Here is a 17,573-nt window from a genome sequence, read left to right as displayed (position 1 = left end):
AAAAACAAACGTAAAAAGAAACATGACTATTTAATAGTAAAAACGTTATAAAATGTTTCTGGAAGCTTAAAGTTATTGTTAATTATTTAAATTTCTGCATGTCGGACTTAAATTTTAAGTGTGAAGGATGTCTAAACATATAAAACAGAATTTTTTCACTATTTTTGCAATATAAACCATCTGTCCACCAATGCGCTGAATTCGAACTAGGTTGTTTATTGGGACACAGCCATTCGTGTCTTTCTAATCGATAAAAAGAAGAATGAGGAATTGTGGTGCCCCAATATCCCAAACGACGCTTTAAATTTACCCAGTCAGGTAGCGGCTGCTGCAAATTTAAATCTAAAGGAAGATAAAGTTGGCCCTTTAAAACGGCAAAACGCTGTTGAATTTCGAAGTTTAATGCTTCAGGAAACTGAAATTGTTTGTTCGTAAAGTGATAAAGCTTTTTGCTTAAAGTATCCTGACGGTTCAGGCCAATCCACTGTTCTAAATATAAATCTGCCTCACCCAGATAATATTTTAAGGCTACCTCCCAATGTTCAATTTTTTGAGTTTCTTTATTTAAAATTAAAAAATCCAGCTCACCTAAGGTTTTTGCCCCCTCAATTTTTTGAATACTATGTCCTAATAATTGATAGGGGTGATACCGATCCTCTTGTAACCAAAACCAAAGTAGATGTTCAAAGCGTAAACCTAAGCGTGTACTTTTAAGCTGAGATAAAAACTGAACTAAAGGCTCAGGTGACTGATCAAGCTCTTTCAAACGTGGTAAATAATTTTGAAAATGATCTTCCCAAAGCTCACTTGGATGTAGCTTAAAGTGATGTTGTATACATAGACTTTTCGGTAGCTGACAAAGTAAATTTGGACTCGCAATACAAAATGCGAGCTGTCGAACTATAGGATGTTGAAATTGAAGCCATGGCTCGAAATAGGAAGTTTTAACTGAGGCAATATTCATACATTTAATACTCGAAGTAATTCATCCTAATTTCATAACGGATCAACAAAAAATATTAGAAAAACACTTTATACTAACGCTAACAGCAGGTTAAGGTTTATATATGCGAACATTGTTCTGGCGCACTTTAGTTGTGATTTTTATCACGCTAGGCATTATTGGAGCAATTTTACCAGGTATGCCGACAACAGTGTTTTTGATTCTGGCTGCGTGGGCTGCTTCAAAAGGCTGGCCACAAATGGATAATTGGTTGTTAAATCATCCTAAATACGGTCCAACATTGCGTGCTTGGCGAGAAAATGGCACTGTGCCTCGTAAAGCGAAGTGGATTGCAAGCATAATGATGGCGATTAGCGGAGTTATCATGCTATTTACTTCAGCGCCACTTTTAGTCAAGGCTTTTACTGATATTACTATGTTCTTGGTTGCAGTTTGGTTATGGCTACGCCCTGAGCCAAAATAAAAGATTGATAATCTTTTATTTTGGCGTAAGACAAGCAGTGAAACTGCGCGTAGATATAAGAAGATTGATAATCTTTTATTTTCAGTGAAAGACAAGCCCTTACAATAATTTTTTAATTAAACTCAAAATATTTGAGTTGATATAAGAGAATCAGTTCAATGTCTCAATTTAAGCTCGAAGATGCTGATGTTCTCATCGATTTAGCAAACCAAACATTAACTTTACCTAAACATAATAAGTTTTATGTCATTTCTACAGGAAAGAATGGAATTGGTGAGCAGGAAAATACGGGTAGAACACCACGCGGATGGCATAGAGTAGCCAAGAAAATTGGAGCAGAGTCTCCTCAAAATGCAGTTTTTATTGCACGAAAGCCAACAGGAGAGGTTTATAGCACTGAGTTAGCTGCCCAATATCCTGAACGAGACTGGATCCTTTCTCGTATCCTTTGGTTAGATGGCCTAGAGGCTGGGTTTAATAAAGGGGAAGGCTGCGACACGATGCAGCGTTACATCTATATTCATGGAACTCCAGACACGCAACCAATGGGGGTGCCAATGTCACATGGGTGTGTTCGAATGCGTAATGAAGAAATCATTGAGCTATTTGATTTAGTTGCTGAAGATGCATTAGTTTATTTGTCTGAACAATCTTTAACCTGAGTGTGAGTTTTATCTATTTTTGATTAGCTGTGTAAATGTGGAAAATATTGAAATAAGTGTTTAAATAAAATACAAAAAATTGTTTTTTACTTAATAATGACTTATTTTTAATCATTCATTCGCATTTTTTCAAAAAGAAGTCGAAAAGCGTTTGACACCTGTTAAAGATTCTCTATAATGCACCTCACAAACGATGAAGACGTTAAAGGGCGCTTAGCTCAGTTGGTAGAGCGTCTGCCTTACAAGCAGAATGTCGGCGGTTCGATCCCGTCAGCGCCCACCAAGCCTTTACGTTAAGCTCTCAAGTGCAGCGGTAGTTCAGTTGGTTAGAATACCGGCCTGTCACGCCGGGGGTCGCGGGTTCGAGCCCCGTCCGCTGCGCCACTTAAGACTTAACATCGTTTACCCCACAATTTCAACATTGTGAAAGTGCAGCGGTAGTTCAGTTGGTTAGAATACCGGCCTGTCACGCCGGGGGTCGCGGGTTCGAGCCCCGTCCGCTGCGCCACTTTTCAGTTCGGGTTGTGTTTGGAAGATGATTTAAGATGTTAAAGTCTTATATCAAGGAATTAATGAATAATTAGTTTTTCTTCTGGGGCGCTTAGCTCAGTTGGTAGAGCGTCTGCCTTACAAGCAGAATGTCGGCGGTTCGATCCCGTCAGCGCCCACCATATATGTGACCATACTTTATTTTAAAGTATTGTAGTGCAGCGGTAGTTCAGTTGGTTAGAATACCGGCCTGTCACGCCGGGGGTCGCGGGTTCGAGCCCCGTCCGCTGCGCCATTCTCTTGATTCCCTTGTCTAGAGAATGTAGAGTATAAAGATACATTCGCTATCTTTTCTCATTAAGGGCGCTTAGCTCAGTTGGTAGAGCGTCTGCCTTACAAGCAGAATGTCGGCGGTTCGATCCCGTCAGCGCCCACCATGATTTCTTTCAGAAAATTAAACTCTTTTCATATTCAAATCGCTTATTTTCTTATACTTTTAATTTTCATGTAAAATTATTTGTTATATGAAAAATTCTAAATTTAATTTTTCTATTGTGAAATTAAAGTGTCGATATCTTTAGGTGAATAATTTTTAAATTATTATTTTCATTCGTTGCTTGTCTTATCGTTATATACACTTGAACGACTTGAACGACTTGAACGACTTGAACGACTTGAACGACTTGAACGACTTGAACGACTTGAACGACTTGAACGACTTGAACGACTTGAACGACTTGAACGACTTGAACGACTTGAACGTGTAATTTGAATTATTTAATAGATAAACGAATTATTTAACTGATTTAAGCATTATAGTCTGAGTTATGAATTAAAAATATTTTCCAAAAATTTTATTAAGACCTTTATTTTAGACCGATTAGGCACTTTATTCTCATTAAATTCATCTTACTCGCTTGTGCATAAAGATCTATCTTTATGCACATTATTTATAATTTTTATTAAATTCATTTGTGGCAAGAGCGAATATTTCTTAGATAAAAAAACTGCTATTTTTAATAGCAGTTTTGAAATTAGTTCATCTTAATATTCTTTTAAAAACCATCCACTCGCAAAAGCAAAGTATTCTCGTAACCAAGAGTTGTAGCGAGTAGCTAATGGTGTTTCTGCCGCCACCGTATAAACTTGCGTATAACCTTGTTTTTTAGCAATAGCCGCTGCTCGTGGAGTGTGAAAGTCACTTGTTACAATAGCTATTGGTTGGTTAATGGTAATGTTTTGCTGTGCTAATAGGGGCTTACTATTTTTTAAATTAAGTTCAGTACTGGTACTTTTATCTTCGAGTATCATTCGTTCTTTTGCTAAATGATACTTTTGCTCTAGATAATGAGACATCACTAATGCTTCGCTTTCCTTTTCTGAAAAATCAAGACCACCAGTTAAAACAACTTTTGCTTGAAGCTGTTTTAGAGCAATAGGGGCAGCTGCATCTAAACGTTTTGCAAGAGTTTTGGATGGTTGACCATTTTCAACACCACTACCTAATACAATGATGGCATTTACTGGAGGAAGGTTTTGGCTTGTTTCTTTATTCTCTTTAATAAAGTCAAAGAAATAGCCTAAGCTAATTAGCCAGATCCAGAGGCATAACCAACCGAAACGCCAAAATGTATGTAAGCGGTAATGATAGAAGAAAAAACGCTCTAAATGATAATAAAATAAAGAATAGAGGCAGAAGAAAGCGCCCAAAATTAAAGGGATAATTGTGCCAAGATTAATTTTATTGAGACAAATTAGAACTAGCCCATCTAGAAATAAAATTGAACCAATGATTGCTAGGAAAATACGGATCCACTTACTGACTTGCATTGTGTTTAGAGTTGCAATTTGAATTGCAGACAGTGTATGCAAAATCATTCTGAATGCAATAAAAAAACCGAGTAAAGCATTTGCGTTATTACTCGGTTTTTTTTATTTATTAGACTTTAATAAACATCACGGCGATAACGGCCTTGTTGTCTTAATTCATCTAGCTGTTCATCACCTAGAATTTCAACAAGCGCTTGGTCGACTCCGCTTGCCATGCCATCAATACTACCGCATACATAAAGAATAGCACCGCGTTCTATCCAGCTTACTAATTCGGCTGCATTTTGACGGATTACATTTTGAACATACACGCGTTGTTCTTGATCTCTGGAAAATACTAAATCTAAGCGTTTTAACATTCCTGTTGTTTGCCATGCTTCAATTGTTGATGCATAGAAGAAATCACATACTCTTTGACGTTCACCAAAGATTAACCAGTTTTCAGTGTAATCATGACGAGTACGTGTGTGTAGTAGGCTCATTAAGCCAGCAATACCGGTGCCGTTACCAATACAAATAATAGGGCGGTTGTCATCAATAAGATGGAATGATTCATTAGTACGAATACGTAAAGCAACTTCATCATTAACTTGCGTATGTTGAGTCAGCCATCCAGAACCTAAACCTAAGTTATTAGATGCATCATATTGTTGACGAATAACCAAACGAAGGACTTGCTGGGAAGGAATACTTGCAATTGAGTACTCTCGTGTTGGTAAGTTAGGAAGCTGCTCTAATAAGTGATCCAGATTAGCAAATGGTTCAATTTCACCAGTTAAGTCCTTATTCCAAAGTGCTTTCTCAATTGAAATCTCTAATGATTCAACTTTTGAATTTTTAAGAATATGATGTTTCTGCAAAAAATCTTGAATACGTTCAGCGCTATTACCAGGTTGAATTTCAGCAATATCACCCGCTTGCCATATCGCCTCATGACTTGCTTTAAGTTCAATATTATAAGCAGGTTGGCCTAAGCTGTTTGGATTGAGTAAGTCACGTTGTTGCAATATCCATGTATCAAAGACTTTTTCTAAATTTACAGCATGCAAATCTAACTTAGTTGCTTTGGCGAGTGTCTGATTCCAATTTTGAATATCCGATAGGTTTGCATTATCAACTTCAATTGTATTAAAGAGGGCATGAGCACCATTAGTTTTAAGCCAAACATCTACTGCATGTCCAAAACTACAATAAGTATCAGGATATTCTTTAGAACCCAATGCCAAAACAGCATAGTTGATGTGTTTAAGATCTAGATTTGCTTTTAAAAGCTTTTTAGCAAAGCTTGTGGCGAGATCAGGTGCATCACCAGTACCATAAGTACTGATCACAAATAGAACCTGCTCATGCTGTTCTAAATCAGATTGGGTTAGTTGCTGTACAGGTTTAACCTGAACGGGTTGATGAGCTTCTTGTAAACTTGTCGCTGTACTCCAAGCGAGTTGCTCAGCGACGCCAGTTTGAGTTGCATAGGTAATAAGCCAAGGTTTTGCATTTGGATCAATGTATTGTCCAGCTAAAGACTGACGAGCAGCCTGTGTCAATTTTTTCTGTTTACGACGTTTAAGATAAAGCATCAACCCTGTAACCAAAAACAGAGGCATTGCCAATGAAGCAAGCATTGCAACAAATTGATAAATTGGTCCAAAGAAGCTACCACGATGCACGGGTAACATACTGCTCATGATCTTTTGATTAAGCTTTTTATCTTCGTAAAGCTCCATATTCTCGATATTGCCATTTTTATAATTATAGATGGCTTGGTTGCGTGCACGTTCATGTTGTGGTGTAGCATCGACAAAGCTTAACTCAATTTTTCCATCATCTTTTTTAGGTAAGCTCAATGTTAGTATCGAATAATCACGTCCGACCTGACTATTGAAGCCACTCCATGTTTGATTAAGTGCCGTAATGACCTGAGTATTATCTAATTGAGGTTCTGATTTTTTATCATTATTATGGTCAGATCGTTTGCCTTGTTGCATTCCGCGATTTTGAGGAGTAGCGCCATGGCCTTGTGGTTTAGGTTGTTCAACGCCCATCACTTTGAACATGCCACTACGCCACCAGTCATAAGACCAATATAGACCCGTACATGCGAAAAGAAGATAAAAAACAATGACCCATGTACCAACAACAGCATGTAGATCCCAGATGAAATTTCGGCCTTTCAATTTAGGTTTAACAGCGAGCCATTGACGGGCAGAATGCTTTTTAGGCCAGCGTAAATACAATCCACTGAGTACGAAGTAAATTAACATGAGTGCACAGGCACCAGTAATTTGTTTGCCAACTTCACCAGCGGTTAAATTACGATGAATTTGTTGTATGAGTAACAACAACTTTCGGCCTTTAACATCGGGCAGAACTTGAGCGTTATACGGGTTAACCATCATATTGTAGCCACGACGTTCACCTTCTTTTTCAATATTTACAACAGAAGAAGAGGTGGGGTCCTTGGCAATCGTAATGCTATTAATTTTAGTTTCAGGCTGAGTTGTATTGAAATGTTGATATAGCTGAGCAGGCGTTAATTTTGGTGTGTTTTCAGCTTGAACAACATAACTATCAGAATTCACCCATTTTAAAATCTGTTGGTCATAAGAATAAATTGCACCTGTTACACCCATAATTGATAAGATGAGGCCAGCAGTAATACCCAGAAACCAATGAATTTGAAATAAAATTTTTTTAAACATGGTCGAAAATGTAAATATGATGGAGATCTTGTAACGAAGTATAGCCGAAGATTGAGTAGATAATATGGATTTTGGAGATAATATTAATTTTCATTATCATTTGTTTTTACTTTAATAAAAAACCTCCATAAGGAGGCTTTTTATAAAATCAAAACTTACAGGGTTTTCGGTTCGCCTACAGCTTCTTTTAGATGTGTACGAATCGTATTGAACGAGAAGTTTTTAGAATCCATGCGCTTAGGTAAAATATAAGCACCTTGTTGTTCTTGGCCTTTTGGATCTTTTACTTTGAAATTTACCAAAATGAAATCAGGTGCATTGTACCATTCATAGATGTTTTTCCATCCAATTGTACCAACACCTTCTTGATGGCCCATTTGTTGGCGCATCACGATGCCATGAGGCTGCACGCCTAAACGAATACCTTTGATTTCCTGTACCGGAAATTCATTCATTTTGCGTTTAACGTACCATTCTAATCCGTATTTACGACCTAGGTAGTAAAGTACTACAGACACAATAGCAACCCAGCAAATCACTGTAGAGTAGTTCTTAATAAAAATAAGACCTAAAATCGCAAGGGCTAAAATTACGCCCATAATTGCCCAGATTTTTGTGCTGATTTTATTAGTGCTGCGCCAGATAAGAAGCTGTGCATTACGTTGTTCAGCTTCTGACACGTCATAAGGAACAGGCTGAAGCGTATAAGCGTATAAAGTTTTCGCGGTCATAGTGCAAATAACAAATTGTAAACTGCTTTAAGTTTAGCACTAATTGGCATAAGTCAGGAAAGGATATTATGCCAATTTAATACTAAATTCCGACTCAAATTTATAATGATGCAAGCTCACTGGCATCATCATCAAGATCATGACTTAAGCGTTGTTTCAACATACTAAATTGGTTCAATACACCAAGCATGAGCGAGAGTTGCTGTAAAATAATGAGTGATTTTTGGTCATCTTCATCATTTTGGCTTAGACGTTCACGAATCGTTTGGAGCATATTTTGTGCTGTAAGATCAGGCATTTCGTCTCTTAATAGAGCTCCTTGAATATCATCCAGCGCTTGGTCTAATAACTTAAGGACAGCTTGATCCTGAATATTTTCTCGATGTGCCCCCAGTGCCGCGATATAGCTTAAAAAAGTATGGTTTAAACATAAAAATTCAAAAATATCAGATTTACGAGTCGGATCAAAGTCTGGTTCAGTCGCTAAAGTTGAAATAAGCGAAGCAACTTCAGCATCTGTATTATGTGCAGCTCGACGTACAATTCGGTAATTTAGCGCATGATTGCGACCTTCATGATATTGTTTGACGACTTCGGCTAAATAATTACATTGGGCTTGTAGTGAGCGTCTGATGTTGCGAGGCAAGCGTCGGAATTTCCAGTCAGGCCAAATAAAGGTCACGCCAAACCAAGCTAAGGCACATCCCATTAAAGTATCTACAAATCGAGGAATGGCAGCAGCCATTGCTGAACCGTCTAGATTAAAGTTAATTAATGCCAAAATTGTGATGAAGGCAGTTGCCTGCGCATATTGTTTACTGCGTAATTCAAAAAACAGGACTCCACTTAATATCAACATGAATAGTTGTCCTTCGGTTGAAGGAATTAAGAAGATAATCGCAAGGCCAACAATAATACCAACTAATGTTCCAACAATTCGTAAGCGTAAGCGGCGCTTGGTCGCGTTAAAGTTGGGTTGGCTTACAAACAGAGCCGTAAGCATAATCCAGTAACCATATTCAATATGGGTCATTTGAATAAAGACATATCCAATAAACAGAACAATCGAGACGCGAATCGCATGGCGGAATAGCACAGATTCGGGAGTTAAATTCTGTTTTATTCGGATGACAATATCATTCCATCCTTGTAAATCATCATCTTTAAGCTGGTTTTCGGCTTGTTTTACTTTGTCAGATTGAATGTGTTGCTCTGTTTCTAAGTTGAGTAACTGGGAATCGATAGATTTTAAATTTTGGTATAAAGCGAAAAGAGCATTCACCCATAAAAGGTCATAATGTTGATCACGACGTAACTTTTCTAAAGAGAGTCGTAGGTTTTCAAAGCTTTGTTTAAACCTTTTATTATGGTTATACGGTTTACGTTGCAAAATACATTCATTTAATTCTTGGCAAGCTTTGCCTTGAACCGCCAAAATTCGTTGGAATCTAAATAAAATATCACTGTGCTGAAAAATTTTGGCTAATTTTTGATAGTCGATATGAGCAGAGTCAGCACGTTCGTGAATATCTTGAGCGACAAAATAATAATGTAAGCTTCGGCGCGTATCTTTTTGTCCACGGTCACCTTTTAAACGAGTCAATAAAGCCGTTTTTAAGTCATTAAAAATTGTAATTAACTTACCGTTTTCTAACGATAGCTCGATCATACTTTGCTGATAGCTGGCAGGAGTCATATCTACATCAAACAAATTTGATTTTGCAAAAAGAAAATCACCTAAAGATGCATAAGACGCAGCCAGTTTGTCTTGAAGTTGACGAACTGGGAATAGTAAAAAGCTAATAGTGGCAATGAGGCCGTACCACGCAGCGCCTGCAACTAAAAGGGCAGGCTGAATATACCAATGATCAAAAAGGTGAACACCTAGCATGGTATAGACTGAAACAACCAAACAGCCATAAGAAATGGTTGCGTAACGACGTCCTAATGAACCTAGTAAAATCCAGCCAATACATGACGCAATTAGCCCCAAAGCAAAAGCCATTGGATAGGGGAAAAGTAGTTGTACGGAAGCTGCTGTAACAAAGAAACCAATATAAGTATAAATCAGGTTCATGATTCGCACTGAAAAGCGATCATCAATATCGCTTAAACCTGCTGCAACCACACCTAAAGTGAGTGGAATTGTTGCTAATTGATAGCCTAAAAAATAAGGCACGAAAGCAGTTCCTGAAAAGGCTATCAGCATTCGCACGTTATACATAAATGATGTGTTATAAGTCGCTCTTTTTAGGCGTTTAAACCAAGATTTCAAAGGAAGTCCTTGCTGCTCAACCTGAGTGATAAAGGATTTGCGTATTTCTACACCAATGTTGCACAAATCATACGATAGACAGTGTAAGCTTGTCTGTATGCAAATGATTGAAAAATGAAATATCGTTATGTCTGAACAAACAGCCCAGCGTCAATACTCTATTGGCTGGATTATGTTGCTCGCTTTACTCACGGCTTTAGGGCCATTATCCATCGATATGTACTTACCAGCGTTGCCTCAAATGGCTCACGATTTTGGGGTAAGTACGCAAATGGTGGCAAATACACTACCAGCTTACTTTTTTGGTTTAGCTGTTGGGCAATTGGTTTATGGTCCTTTAAGCGACCGGATTGGTAGAAAAAAACCACTTTATTTTGGACTCGCACTTTATGCAGTGGCAAGCTTATTTTGCGTATTGGCGACAAATGAATGGGGCTTGATTGCTGCTCGTATTTTGCAAGCTTTGGGTGGCTGTGTGGGTGTGGTTATGGCTCGTGCAGCAATACGCGATAGATTAGATGTTCAAGGCTCGGCACAAGCTTTTTCAAGCATGATGATTGTAATGGGGCTTGCACCAATTTTGGCACCTATGATTGGAGCATGGATTTTAATCTGGTTCCCATGGCAAGCGATTTTTATTGCCCTTTCAATTGTCGGCGTCATATGCTGGTTGTGCGTGCATTTCTTTTTTAAAGAGACCTTGGCAAACGATAAAAGGCTAAAGCTGTCACCCTATCAAGTAGTCACCCTTTATGGGGCTATTTTCAAAGATGCGAGTTTCCGTTTACCAATGTTTGCAGGGTGTTTAACAGGGGCTGCGCTATTTTGTTATATCAGCTCAGCATCTGCGGTATTCATGGATCAGTACGGACTGAATCAGCAAGAATTTGCTTACGTATTTGGACTGAATGCTTTTGGCATTATGTTGATGTCATCTTTAAACAAGCACTTAACAACACGTGTTGAAATCACTAAACGTTTAAGGGCTGGTTCAATGGTACAAGTAACAGGGGCAAGCATTGTACTGATTGCTGGTTTAATTCCTGCGGGACCTTTATGGCTTGTTATGTTAGGGCTATTTTTAGCCATTTCAGGAATTGGTTTAACTGGACCAAATGCAATGGCGCTCGCAATGTCCAAACAAGGTGCTCGTGCAGGAACAGCCAGTGCCATTATGGGAAGTATGCAATTCACTTGTGGTCTCTTGGGTGGCGTGCTTCTTAACTTCCTCATTTGGTCTGCATCGCTCAACATGGGCATGATGATGGTGTTATTTACATTGAGTGGCTTCTTTGTCGTTTTAAAAGCGACACAACAGGTAAAAACCACGTCATTCTCATAATTTTATAGAGAATGGCAACTTATAGCTTATTCGTCTAGAAAAACTGCGAAATTTTCAACAGGTTCTCTAGGTGTAATGAAGGTATTTACAATGTGGTTAGGGTCAGCATGACCTAACGCAATTGCACATACGAGCTCTTCATCATCTGATGCGCCCAAGATATCTAAAACAATAGGGTGAAAATGGTTCCAAGCTGCTTGTGGGCATGTATCTAAACTACGTGCCTTGGCAGCAACCATTATGTTTTGGATCATCATGGCGATATCCATTTTAGATCCAATTCCCATCGTTTTATTTACTGTAAAGAAAAGGCCGACGGGAGCATCAAACAGTTTAAAGTTACGCAACTGCTGTTCAGCCATTTTTTCTTTTTCGCCTTTTTTAATTTCGAGTAGACCGTAGAGTCCCCAACCATTTTCGCGGCGGCGATCAATAAATGGTGATATCCATTTTTCAGGGTAATAGGCAAAAGTTTCTTTATATTGTTCTGCAAGTTTTGGGTTTTTTGAAACTTCAATTTGTGCTGCACAGACACGTTCAACCATTTCATTACGCTTGTTGCCCGTTATTACATAGACTTTCCATGGTTGAGTATTTGTTCCAGAAGGTGCTCGACTTGCGACTTGTAATATATCTTTAATGACTTCTGGTTCAATTGGAGTATTTAAAAAAGCGCGGACAGAATGTCGAGAAGTGATCGCTTCATCAACGAGAAGAACTTGTTCCAGATTCATGAGTACTCCTATATCTTTTTCTGAAATATTTTATACTTTTTGAAGCTTAATTTATGCTTTGAAAGTACTTCATTTATAAGCAAAAAATATTAGAAAAGAGATATTCTTACATGTATGATAATTTAATTAGTTTAGACATATTGTCTGATTAATCATAATTCGAATATGCCACTTTAGATTTAAATAGACAAAATAGCGTGATTTTGTTGGTTATAGAAATAAAAGCATAACAGTAAGTGGGTGAAAAATATTCAATTGAAAAAAAGGTATAATATGTTTAAAAACAGTACAAAACGGATCGTTTTATATAAAATATGACCATATTTTATATAAAATTTTAATGAAAAATATACACAAAACTTTAAAATTCTGCATAATACCGACTTTTTACGCAGGTATGATTTCTCCATACTCACGTTAGGAAATACTGACTGCAAACAAAATCCTTTTACAAAAATGATTTAGGTGCAGAAATGGAGAAATACACGAGGTATAGGAGCTTTACATGAGTCTATCACTCATCAACAAGCAGTTCATGAAACAAGGATTGGCGATTACCATTGCAACCATGGAAATGAACGTAACTCAAGCAGCTACTGAGCCACAAAAAATACAACAGCTTAGTACAGGTCTAAACGCACTCTTCTTTGATCATGGAGAAAAGGGCGCAGATAGTCGCGTTATGGCGATGGCTCGTTACAGTCTTTGAAATTTATATCCAAGTTTAGACATTTGCTCAAAAGTATATGTAAATATGCTTATTGGCTTAAATCCAGATTTTGTATAACTCGCTTGATTGATGGGAATCATTAGACGAGTTTATTTAGCGGTGGTCATTTGTTAGTTTCCAAGTTTGTAGCTGAGTCGATGCATACTGTTTTTCCGAAAGCGGAAAAGTTCAGTAGCGCAATGATATTATTTTATCTGAAGGGCGCTTTCTCTCATGTAACCTTCAAAGGCTTAGTGTTGGGCATGATGTTGCTTAAACTTGTGACGATAATTGCTATTCAATTGACATTAAAAGTTTTTTCTTGAATTTACTGAAAAGTCCCGGTTTCTAGGGGCTTTTTTGTTTATTGCAGTATTTTGGCATGTGCTCTTAGCACATTAGCAAGGAACGTAAGCGGACCGAGTATGAATGAACAACTCAATGCCACACTAATGTCGTGGGTAAAATTTTTTAATGACCCTTTATGGGACTTTTTGGTTATTTTCTTGCTGGCTGTAGGTGTTTTTTATACGGTCTTAACAGGAGGTGTGCAAATTCGCATGTTCCTGCAAAGTATCCGAGTGATGAAAAGCAGTCGTACCGAAGGCGCAGATGAGCATGGTCTTACACCTTTTCAGGCGTTTGTAACTGGCCTCGCGAGCCGTGTTGGGGTAGGTAATATTGCTGGTGTAGCAATCGCTATCGCAATTGGTGGTCCCGGTGCAGTGTTCTGGATGTGGGTTACTGCTATTCTTGGTATGAGCTCAGCTTTCATTGAGTCTACGCTTGCTCAATTATTTAAAGTTAGAGATAGTAAGACTAAGCAGTTCCGCGGTGGACCAGCCTACTATATTACTCAAGGTTTACGTAGCAAAACCTTTGGTGTGGTCTTCGCACTTGCATTGATCTTTACCTACGGTTTTGTATTCAACTCAGTTCAAATCAATGCGATTGCTAATGCATCTTCACATGCTTGGGGTTGGGACAAAGCTAATTTTATTGCTCATTTAGGTGGCATTGATCTAGAAATTTCATGGGTTGGCCTTGCTCTTGTAGTTTTAGTGGCATTGGCAATTTTTGGTGGTATTAAGCGTATCGCTAAATTTGCAGAGATGTTTGTACCTTTAAAAGCAGGTCTTTATCTATCTGTTGCTCTTTATATTGCAATCAGTAACTATGCAATTTTGCCTGATATTTTAAAGCTGATTGTAACCGATGCTTTCAATTTTAAGTCTGCAGCAGGTGGTTTCTTTGGTGCGGCAGTGTCAATGGCAATGATGCAAGGGATTAAGCGTGGTTTATTCTCTAACGAAGCTGGTATGGGTTCTGCACCAAACGCAGCTGCTGCGTCTGATGTAAAACATCCTGTAAACCAAGGTTTGGTACAAATGCTCGGTGTATTTGTAGATACTTTTATTGTATGTACAAGTACCGCAATCATTATTTTGGTTTCTGGCGTTTATCAAGATGCAGGTTTTGTCGGTGTTGAATTAACACAACGTGCTTTAGAAACTCAAGTGGGACATTGGGGATCAGACTTCCTTGCTGTTTTATTATTCTTATTCTGTTATTCAGCTGTACTAGGTAACTATGCCTATGCAGAAGGTAATGTACAGTTTATTAATAACAATCCGAAAGTCATGTTCATCTTCCGAATTTTTGTATTGGTGATGGTGTACTTCGGTGCAATTGGTAGTGTTCCACTCGTTTGGTCTATGGCCGACTTGTTTATGGGTATCATGGCAACCATTAACTTGATTGCAATTTTACTGTTAACACCGATGGCACGCACATTGTTGAAAGATTACCGTGAACAATTGAAAAAAGGCATTAAAGAGCCTGAGTTTAAAATTGATAAATATCCGGAATTGAAGAAAAAAGTCGATTCAGATATCTGGTAAGTTAAAAAAGGCCTCTTATAAATAAGGGGCCTTTTTCATAGGGGGACAGATAAAATACTTGAGTCTAAATTTTAAACATGACAAATTAAATAAATTCGATACAGCTTTTCACGAAACTAGCAACTAAAATTGCAATCCGAACTTAAACCTCATAGTGCGAAGATAGGCCATGAAACAGCTTAAATTGTGGGTTCTCGGACTCTCTATGGTGTTGGCAGGATGCCAGACCACCACACACTTGTCTGCTGCTCTAAAACCGCAAACAACGGAGGCTTATGCTCGCTCTGTTGATCAACCATTTGCACGAATTAAAAAACAGCAAAAGCGTCCTGTTGTTGCGCTCGTATTGGGGAGCGGTGGAGCACGAGGTTATGCTCATATCGGTGTGATTGAGGTTTTGGAACAACATGGTATTCGTCCTGATTTTATTGTAGGTACCAGTGCTGGTAGTATTGTTGGGGCAATTTATGCCAGTGGTAAAAGTCCTGCTGAATTGCGTGATACCGCTTTAAAAATGAAAGCTGGCGATGTGCGTGATATTAGTATCGGACTAAAAGGTTTTTTTGATGGTAAAAAAGTAGAAAACTATGTTAACCAGCAAGTAAACAACATGCCACTCGAAAAAATGAAAATCCCAATGTATGTGGTTGCAACTGAATTAAAGCATGGTACTAAAACCGTATTTAACTACGGTAATACGGGGCAAGCTGTTAGGGCATCTGCTTCAATTCCGAGCATGTTTATACCCACCAAAATTGGCAAATCTGAATATGTAGATGGTGGTTTAGTCAGCCCCGTACCAGTTGAAGTGGCTCGTGACTTAGGTGCAGATGTGATTATTGCTGTTGATATTTTAGCTCAGCCGATTTACACAGAAACATCGAATGTCTGGGGACTGTTTAACCAGAATATTAATATTATGCAAGGTCGTTTAGCAGCAGAAGAATTACAATATGCGGATGTTGTTATTCAGCCAGATTTAAGAGAAAAAGCGCATATTTTTGATGTGAAAGGCCGTGAAGCTACTATGAAATCGGGCATCGATGCAGCCAATGCCAAACTTTCCGATATTCAGTTTGCTATTGATGAAAAAATAGCTGAACAGAATATGTCTACTGAAGGGCTAAGTGCACAAAACAAATAATTTAAGGTTAATCTTTTGAAAGTTAAATAAAAAGCCTGAGTAGGGCTTTTTTTTATGTGAGTTTAAATCCTTAATTTTTGGAATAAAAATTTTTGTATATTAGGTATATGTTGGATATGCTGAAAGCTCTGATGACCAATATAAATATTGATGTCATTTTTTAAAAATAATTGATTTGTAATGTATTGAGGCTGACTAGATAAATGATACAGCAACAGGTTAAAAATGGGTTTCCAACATTAGATGATGTTCATGCTGCCGCAGAGCGTTTGGAAGGTTTAGTCGTAAAAACTCCTTTTGTTTTCTCAGAAACCATTTCTAAAACCTTAGGGGCTGAGATGTGGCTGAAATTTGAAAACTTACAATTTACAGCTTCTTTTAAAGAACGGGGTGCACTGAATAAACTGTTGTGTTTATCTGACCAAGAAAAACAACATGGTGTTATTGCAGCTTCGGCAGGCAATCATGCGCAAGGCGTAGCGTATCATGCTCAACGCACAGGGGTAACAGCAACTATTGTGATGCCGAAGACGACGCCAAATGTTAAGGTACAGCGAGTACGTGAATACGGCGCACGCGTTATTTTGCATGGACAGGATTTTTCAGAAGCTGCTGCTGAAATGCATCGTTTAGCACAAGAAGAATCTTTAACGATTATCCATCCATTCGATGATGCAGAAATTATTGCAGGTCAGGGGACCATTGCACTCGAAATGCTTGCAGCTGTGCCTGAACTAGATATTTTAGTTGTGCCAATTGGTGGTGGTGGTCTAATTTCTGGTATTGCGATTGCTGCTAAAGCTATAAACCCTAAAATTAAAATAATTGGGGTGCAATCGGTTGTATATCCAAGTATGGCGAAACTCCTCTGTAATTATCAGCATGCCGTTTCAATGGGCTCTACAGTTGCAGAAGGTATTGCGGTAAAAACTCCGGGTGAGCTTACGACTCAAGTTGCTAAAGAATATGTTGATGACATTGTTGTTGTCACAGAAGACATGATTGAAGAGGCAATTGCGCTGTTACTTAATATTGAGAAAACAGTATGTGAAGGGGCTGGTGCGACAGGTATTGCAGCAATTATGTCTCGTCCTGATCTCTTTTTAGGTCATAAATTGGGTGTAGTGCTGTCTGGTGGCAATATTGATACACGCGTTATGGTCTCTGTATTGCAACGTCATTTAACGCGTACAGGTCGAATGGTCCGTATTCGTGTTGAATTGCCAGATAACCCAGGTGCTTTGGCCCGTTTAACAGCAATTATTGCTGAGCAGGGCGGTAATATTTATGAATTGCGTCATGAGCGCTTTGCTGCAACCAGCCGCGCCAAAGAAAGTGCAGTGAGTGTTGATGTTGAGCTTAAAAGCGCTTCGGATCTAGATTTGCTCATTCAGGCAATGCAGTTGGAAGGCTATATTGTGCGTAAAGAAGAGATTTAATCTCTGATATTGCTGTGTTATAAAAGCCGTATATGGCTCTATCGAGAGTCATATACAAGGTAATTTAAATGGATTAAATTGCCAAAAAGGGATGAATTTACAAAAAAACGATCAAATCCTTCAATGAAATGGGAAAAATTGACAATTCTCTAAACTTTGCCCTTCACAATTTTAAGGTTTAGGTTTTAGTA

The 17,573-nt window shown here is 38.3% G+C and carries 15 protein-coding genes and 6 tRNA genes; 15 read left to right on the top strand and 6 right to left on the bottom strand.

The annotated features are described in order from the left end of the window. Positions 1-82 precede the first annotated feature (82 nt). Complete coding sequence (locus WA249_RS03750; protein WP_336166533.1) at positions 83-964, bottom strand: DUF1853 family protein; 882 nt, start codon at positions 962-964, stop codon at positions 83-85. Positions 965-1,067: 103 nt separating this feature from the next. On the opposite strand from WA249_RS03750, the gene WA249_RS03745 reads away from it, so the two are divergent. From WA249_RS03745 to WA249_RS03705, 9 genes are all read left to right on the top strand, one after another. Beyond that, positions 1,068-1,427, top strand: a complete 360-nt coding sequence (locus tag WA249_RS03745) for a YbaN family protein (RefSeq protein WP_336166532.1) — start codon at positions 1,068-1,070, stop codon at positions 1,425-1,427. A 158-nt stretch (positions 1,428-1,585) separates the two neighbouring features. Continuing rightward, positions 1,586-2,089 carry a cell wall-recycling L,D-carboxypeptidase ElsL gene (gene elsL, locus WA249_RS03740; protein WP_336166531.1) on the top strand — a complete coding sequence of 168 codons (504 nt, stop codon included), beginning with the start codon at positions 1,586-1,588 and terminating at the stop codon, positions 2,087-2,089. Between the two features lie 207 nt (positions 2,090-2,296). Continuing rightward, positions 2,297-2,372: transfer RNA gene (locus tag WA249_RS03735), tRNA-Val, on the top strand. Between the two features lie 24 nt (positions 2,373-2,396). Continuing rightward, positions 2,397-2,473: transfer RNA gene (locus WA249_RS03730), tRNA-Asp, on the top strand. Positions 2,474-2,520: 47 nt separating this feature from the next. Further along, positions 2,521-2,597: transfer RNA gene (locus tag WA249_RS03725), tRNA-Asp, on the top strand. A gap of 87 nt (positions 2,598-2,684) precedes the next feature. Beyond that, positions 2,685-2,760, top strand: a tRNA-Val gene (locus WA249_RS03720). A gap of 36 nt (positions 2,761-2,796) precedes the next feature. After that, positions 2,797-2,873 (top strand) — tRNA-Asp (locus tag WA249_RS03715). A 66-nt stretch (positions 2,874-2,939) separates the two neighbouring features. Further along, positions 2,940-3,015 (top strand) — tRNA-Val (locus WA249_RS03710). Between the two features lie 176 nt (positions 3,016-3,191). Continuing rightward, entirely contained in the window at positions 3,192-3,350 is a 159-nt protein-coding gene (locus WA249_RS03705; RefSeq protein WP_336166530.1) for a hypothetical protein, read from the top strand. A 272-nt stretch (positions 3,351-3,622) separates the two neighbouring features. Here WA249_RS03705 and WA249_RS03700 read toward each other — a convergent pair whose 3' ends face one another. From WA249_RS03700 to yccS, 4 genes are all read right to left on the bottom strand, one after another. Continuing rightward, positions 3,623-4,408, bottom strand: a complete 786-nt coding sequence (locus WA249_RS03700; RefSeq protein WP_336166630.1) for a YdcF family protein — start codon at positions 4,406-4,408, stop codon at positions 3,623-3,625. 116 nt (positions 4,409-4,524) lie between these two features. Continuing rightward, positions 4,525-7,107 (bottom strand): sulfite reductase flavoprotein subunit alpha, encoded by a 2,583-nt coding sequence (locus WA249_RS03695; RefSeq protein WP_336166529.1) that lies wholly within the window; start codon positions 7,105-7,107, stop codon positions 4,525-4,527. 155 nt (positions 7,108-7,262) lie between these two features. Then, the gene (locus WA249_RS03690; protein ID WP_336166528.1) at positions 7,263-7,838 is read right to left on the bottom strand and encodes a hypothetical protein; all 576 of its coding nucleotides are present in this window, start codon (positions 7,836-7,838) and stop codon (positions 7,263-7,265) included. 100 nt (positions 7,839-7,938) lie between these two features. Further along, positions 7,939-10,113 (bottom strand): YccS family putative transporter, encoded by a 2,175-nt coding sequence (yccS, locus tag WA249_RS03685; RefSeq protein ID WP_336166527.1) that lies wholly within the window; start codon positions 10,111-10,113, stop codon positions 7,939-7,941. Between the two features lie 127 nt (positions 10,114-10,240). Between yccS and WA249_RS03680 the strand changes: the two genes are divergently transcribed. Continuing rightward, complete coding sequence (locus WA249_RS03680) at positions 10,241-11,455, top strand: multidrug effflux MFS transporter (RefSeq protein WP_336166526.1); 1,215 nt, start codon at positions 10,241-10,243, stop codon at positions 11,453-11,455. A 26-nt stretch (positions 11,456-11,481) separates the two neighbouring features. Here WA249_RS03680 and WA249_RS03675 read toward each other — a convergent pair whose 3' ends face one another. After that, complete coding sequence (locus tag WA249_RS03675; RefSeq protein ID WP_336166525.1) at positions 11,482-12,189, bottom strand: nitroreductase; 708 nt, start codon at positions 12,187-12,189, stop codon at positions 11,482-11,484. A 505-nt stretch (positions 12,190-12,694) separates the two neighbouring features. Here WA249_RS03675 and WA249_RS03670 point away from each other — a divergent pair. The 5 genes from WA249_RS03670 (at position 12,695) to WA249_RS03650 (ending at position 17,382) form a co-directional block, all read left to right on the top strand. Continuing rightward, positions 12,695-12,898 (top strand): hypothetical protein, encoded by a 204-nt coding sequence (locus tag WA249_RS03670; RefSeq protein ID WP_336166524.1) that lies wholly within the window; start codon positions 12,695-12,697, stop codon positions 12,896-12,898. Positions 12,899-13,056: 158 nt separating this feature from the next. Then, positions 13,057-13,224 carry a hypothetical protein gene (locus WA249_RS03665; RefSeq protein ID WP_336166523.1) on the top strand — a complete coding sequence of 56 codons (168 nt, stop codon included), beginning with the start codon at positions 13,057-13,059 and terminating at the stop codon, positions 13,222-13,224. A 99-nt stretch (positions 13,225-13,323) separates the two neighbouring features. Next, on the top strand, positions 13,324-14,799 hold the full coding sequence (locus WA249_RS03660; RefSeq protein WP_336166522.1) for an alanine/glycine:cation symporter family protein: 1,476 nt from the start codon (positions 13,324-13,326) through the stop codon (positions 14,797-14,799). A 169-nt stretch (positions 14,800-14,968) separates the two neighbouring features. Then, positions 14,969-15,943, top strand: a complete 975-nt coding sequence (locus WA249_RS03655) for a patatin-like phospholipase family protein (protein ID WP_336166521.1) — start codon at positions 14,969-14,971, stop codon at positions 15,941-15,943. Between the two features lie 203 nt (positions 15,944-16,146). Continuing rightward, complete coding sequence (locus WA249_RS03650) at positions 16,147-17,382, top strand: threonine ammonia-lyase (protein WP_336166520.1); 1,236 nt, start codon at positions 16,147-16,149, stop codon at positions 17,380-17,382. The last annotated feature ends 191 nt before the right edge of the window (positions 17,383-17,573 follow it).

Source organism: Acinetobacter sp. 161(2023), from assembly GCF_037027805.1.
GTDB lineage: Bacteria > Pseudomonadota > Gammaproteobacteria > Pseudomonadales > Moraxellaceae > Acinetobacter.
The sequence above is the reverse complement of the archived record's forward strand: the minus strand, read 5'-3'. Positions and strand labels throughout refer to the sequence as shown.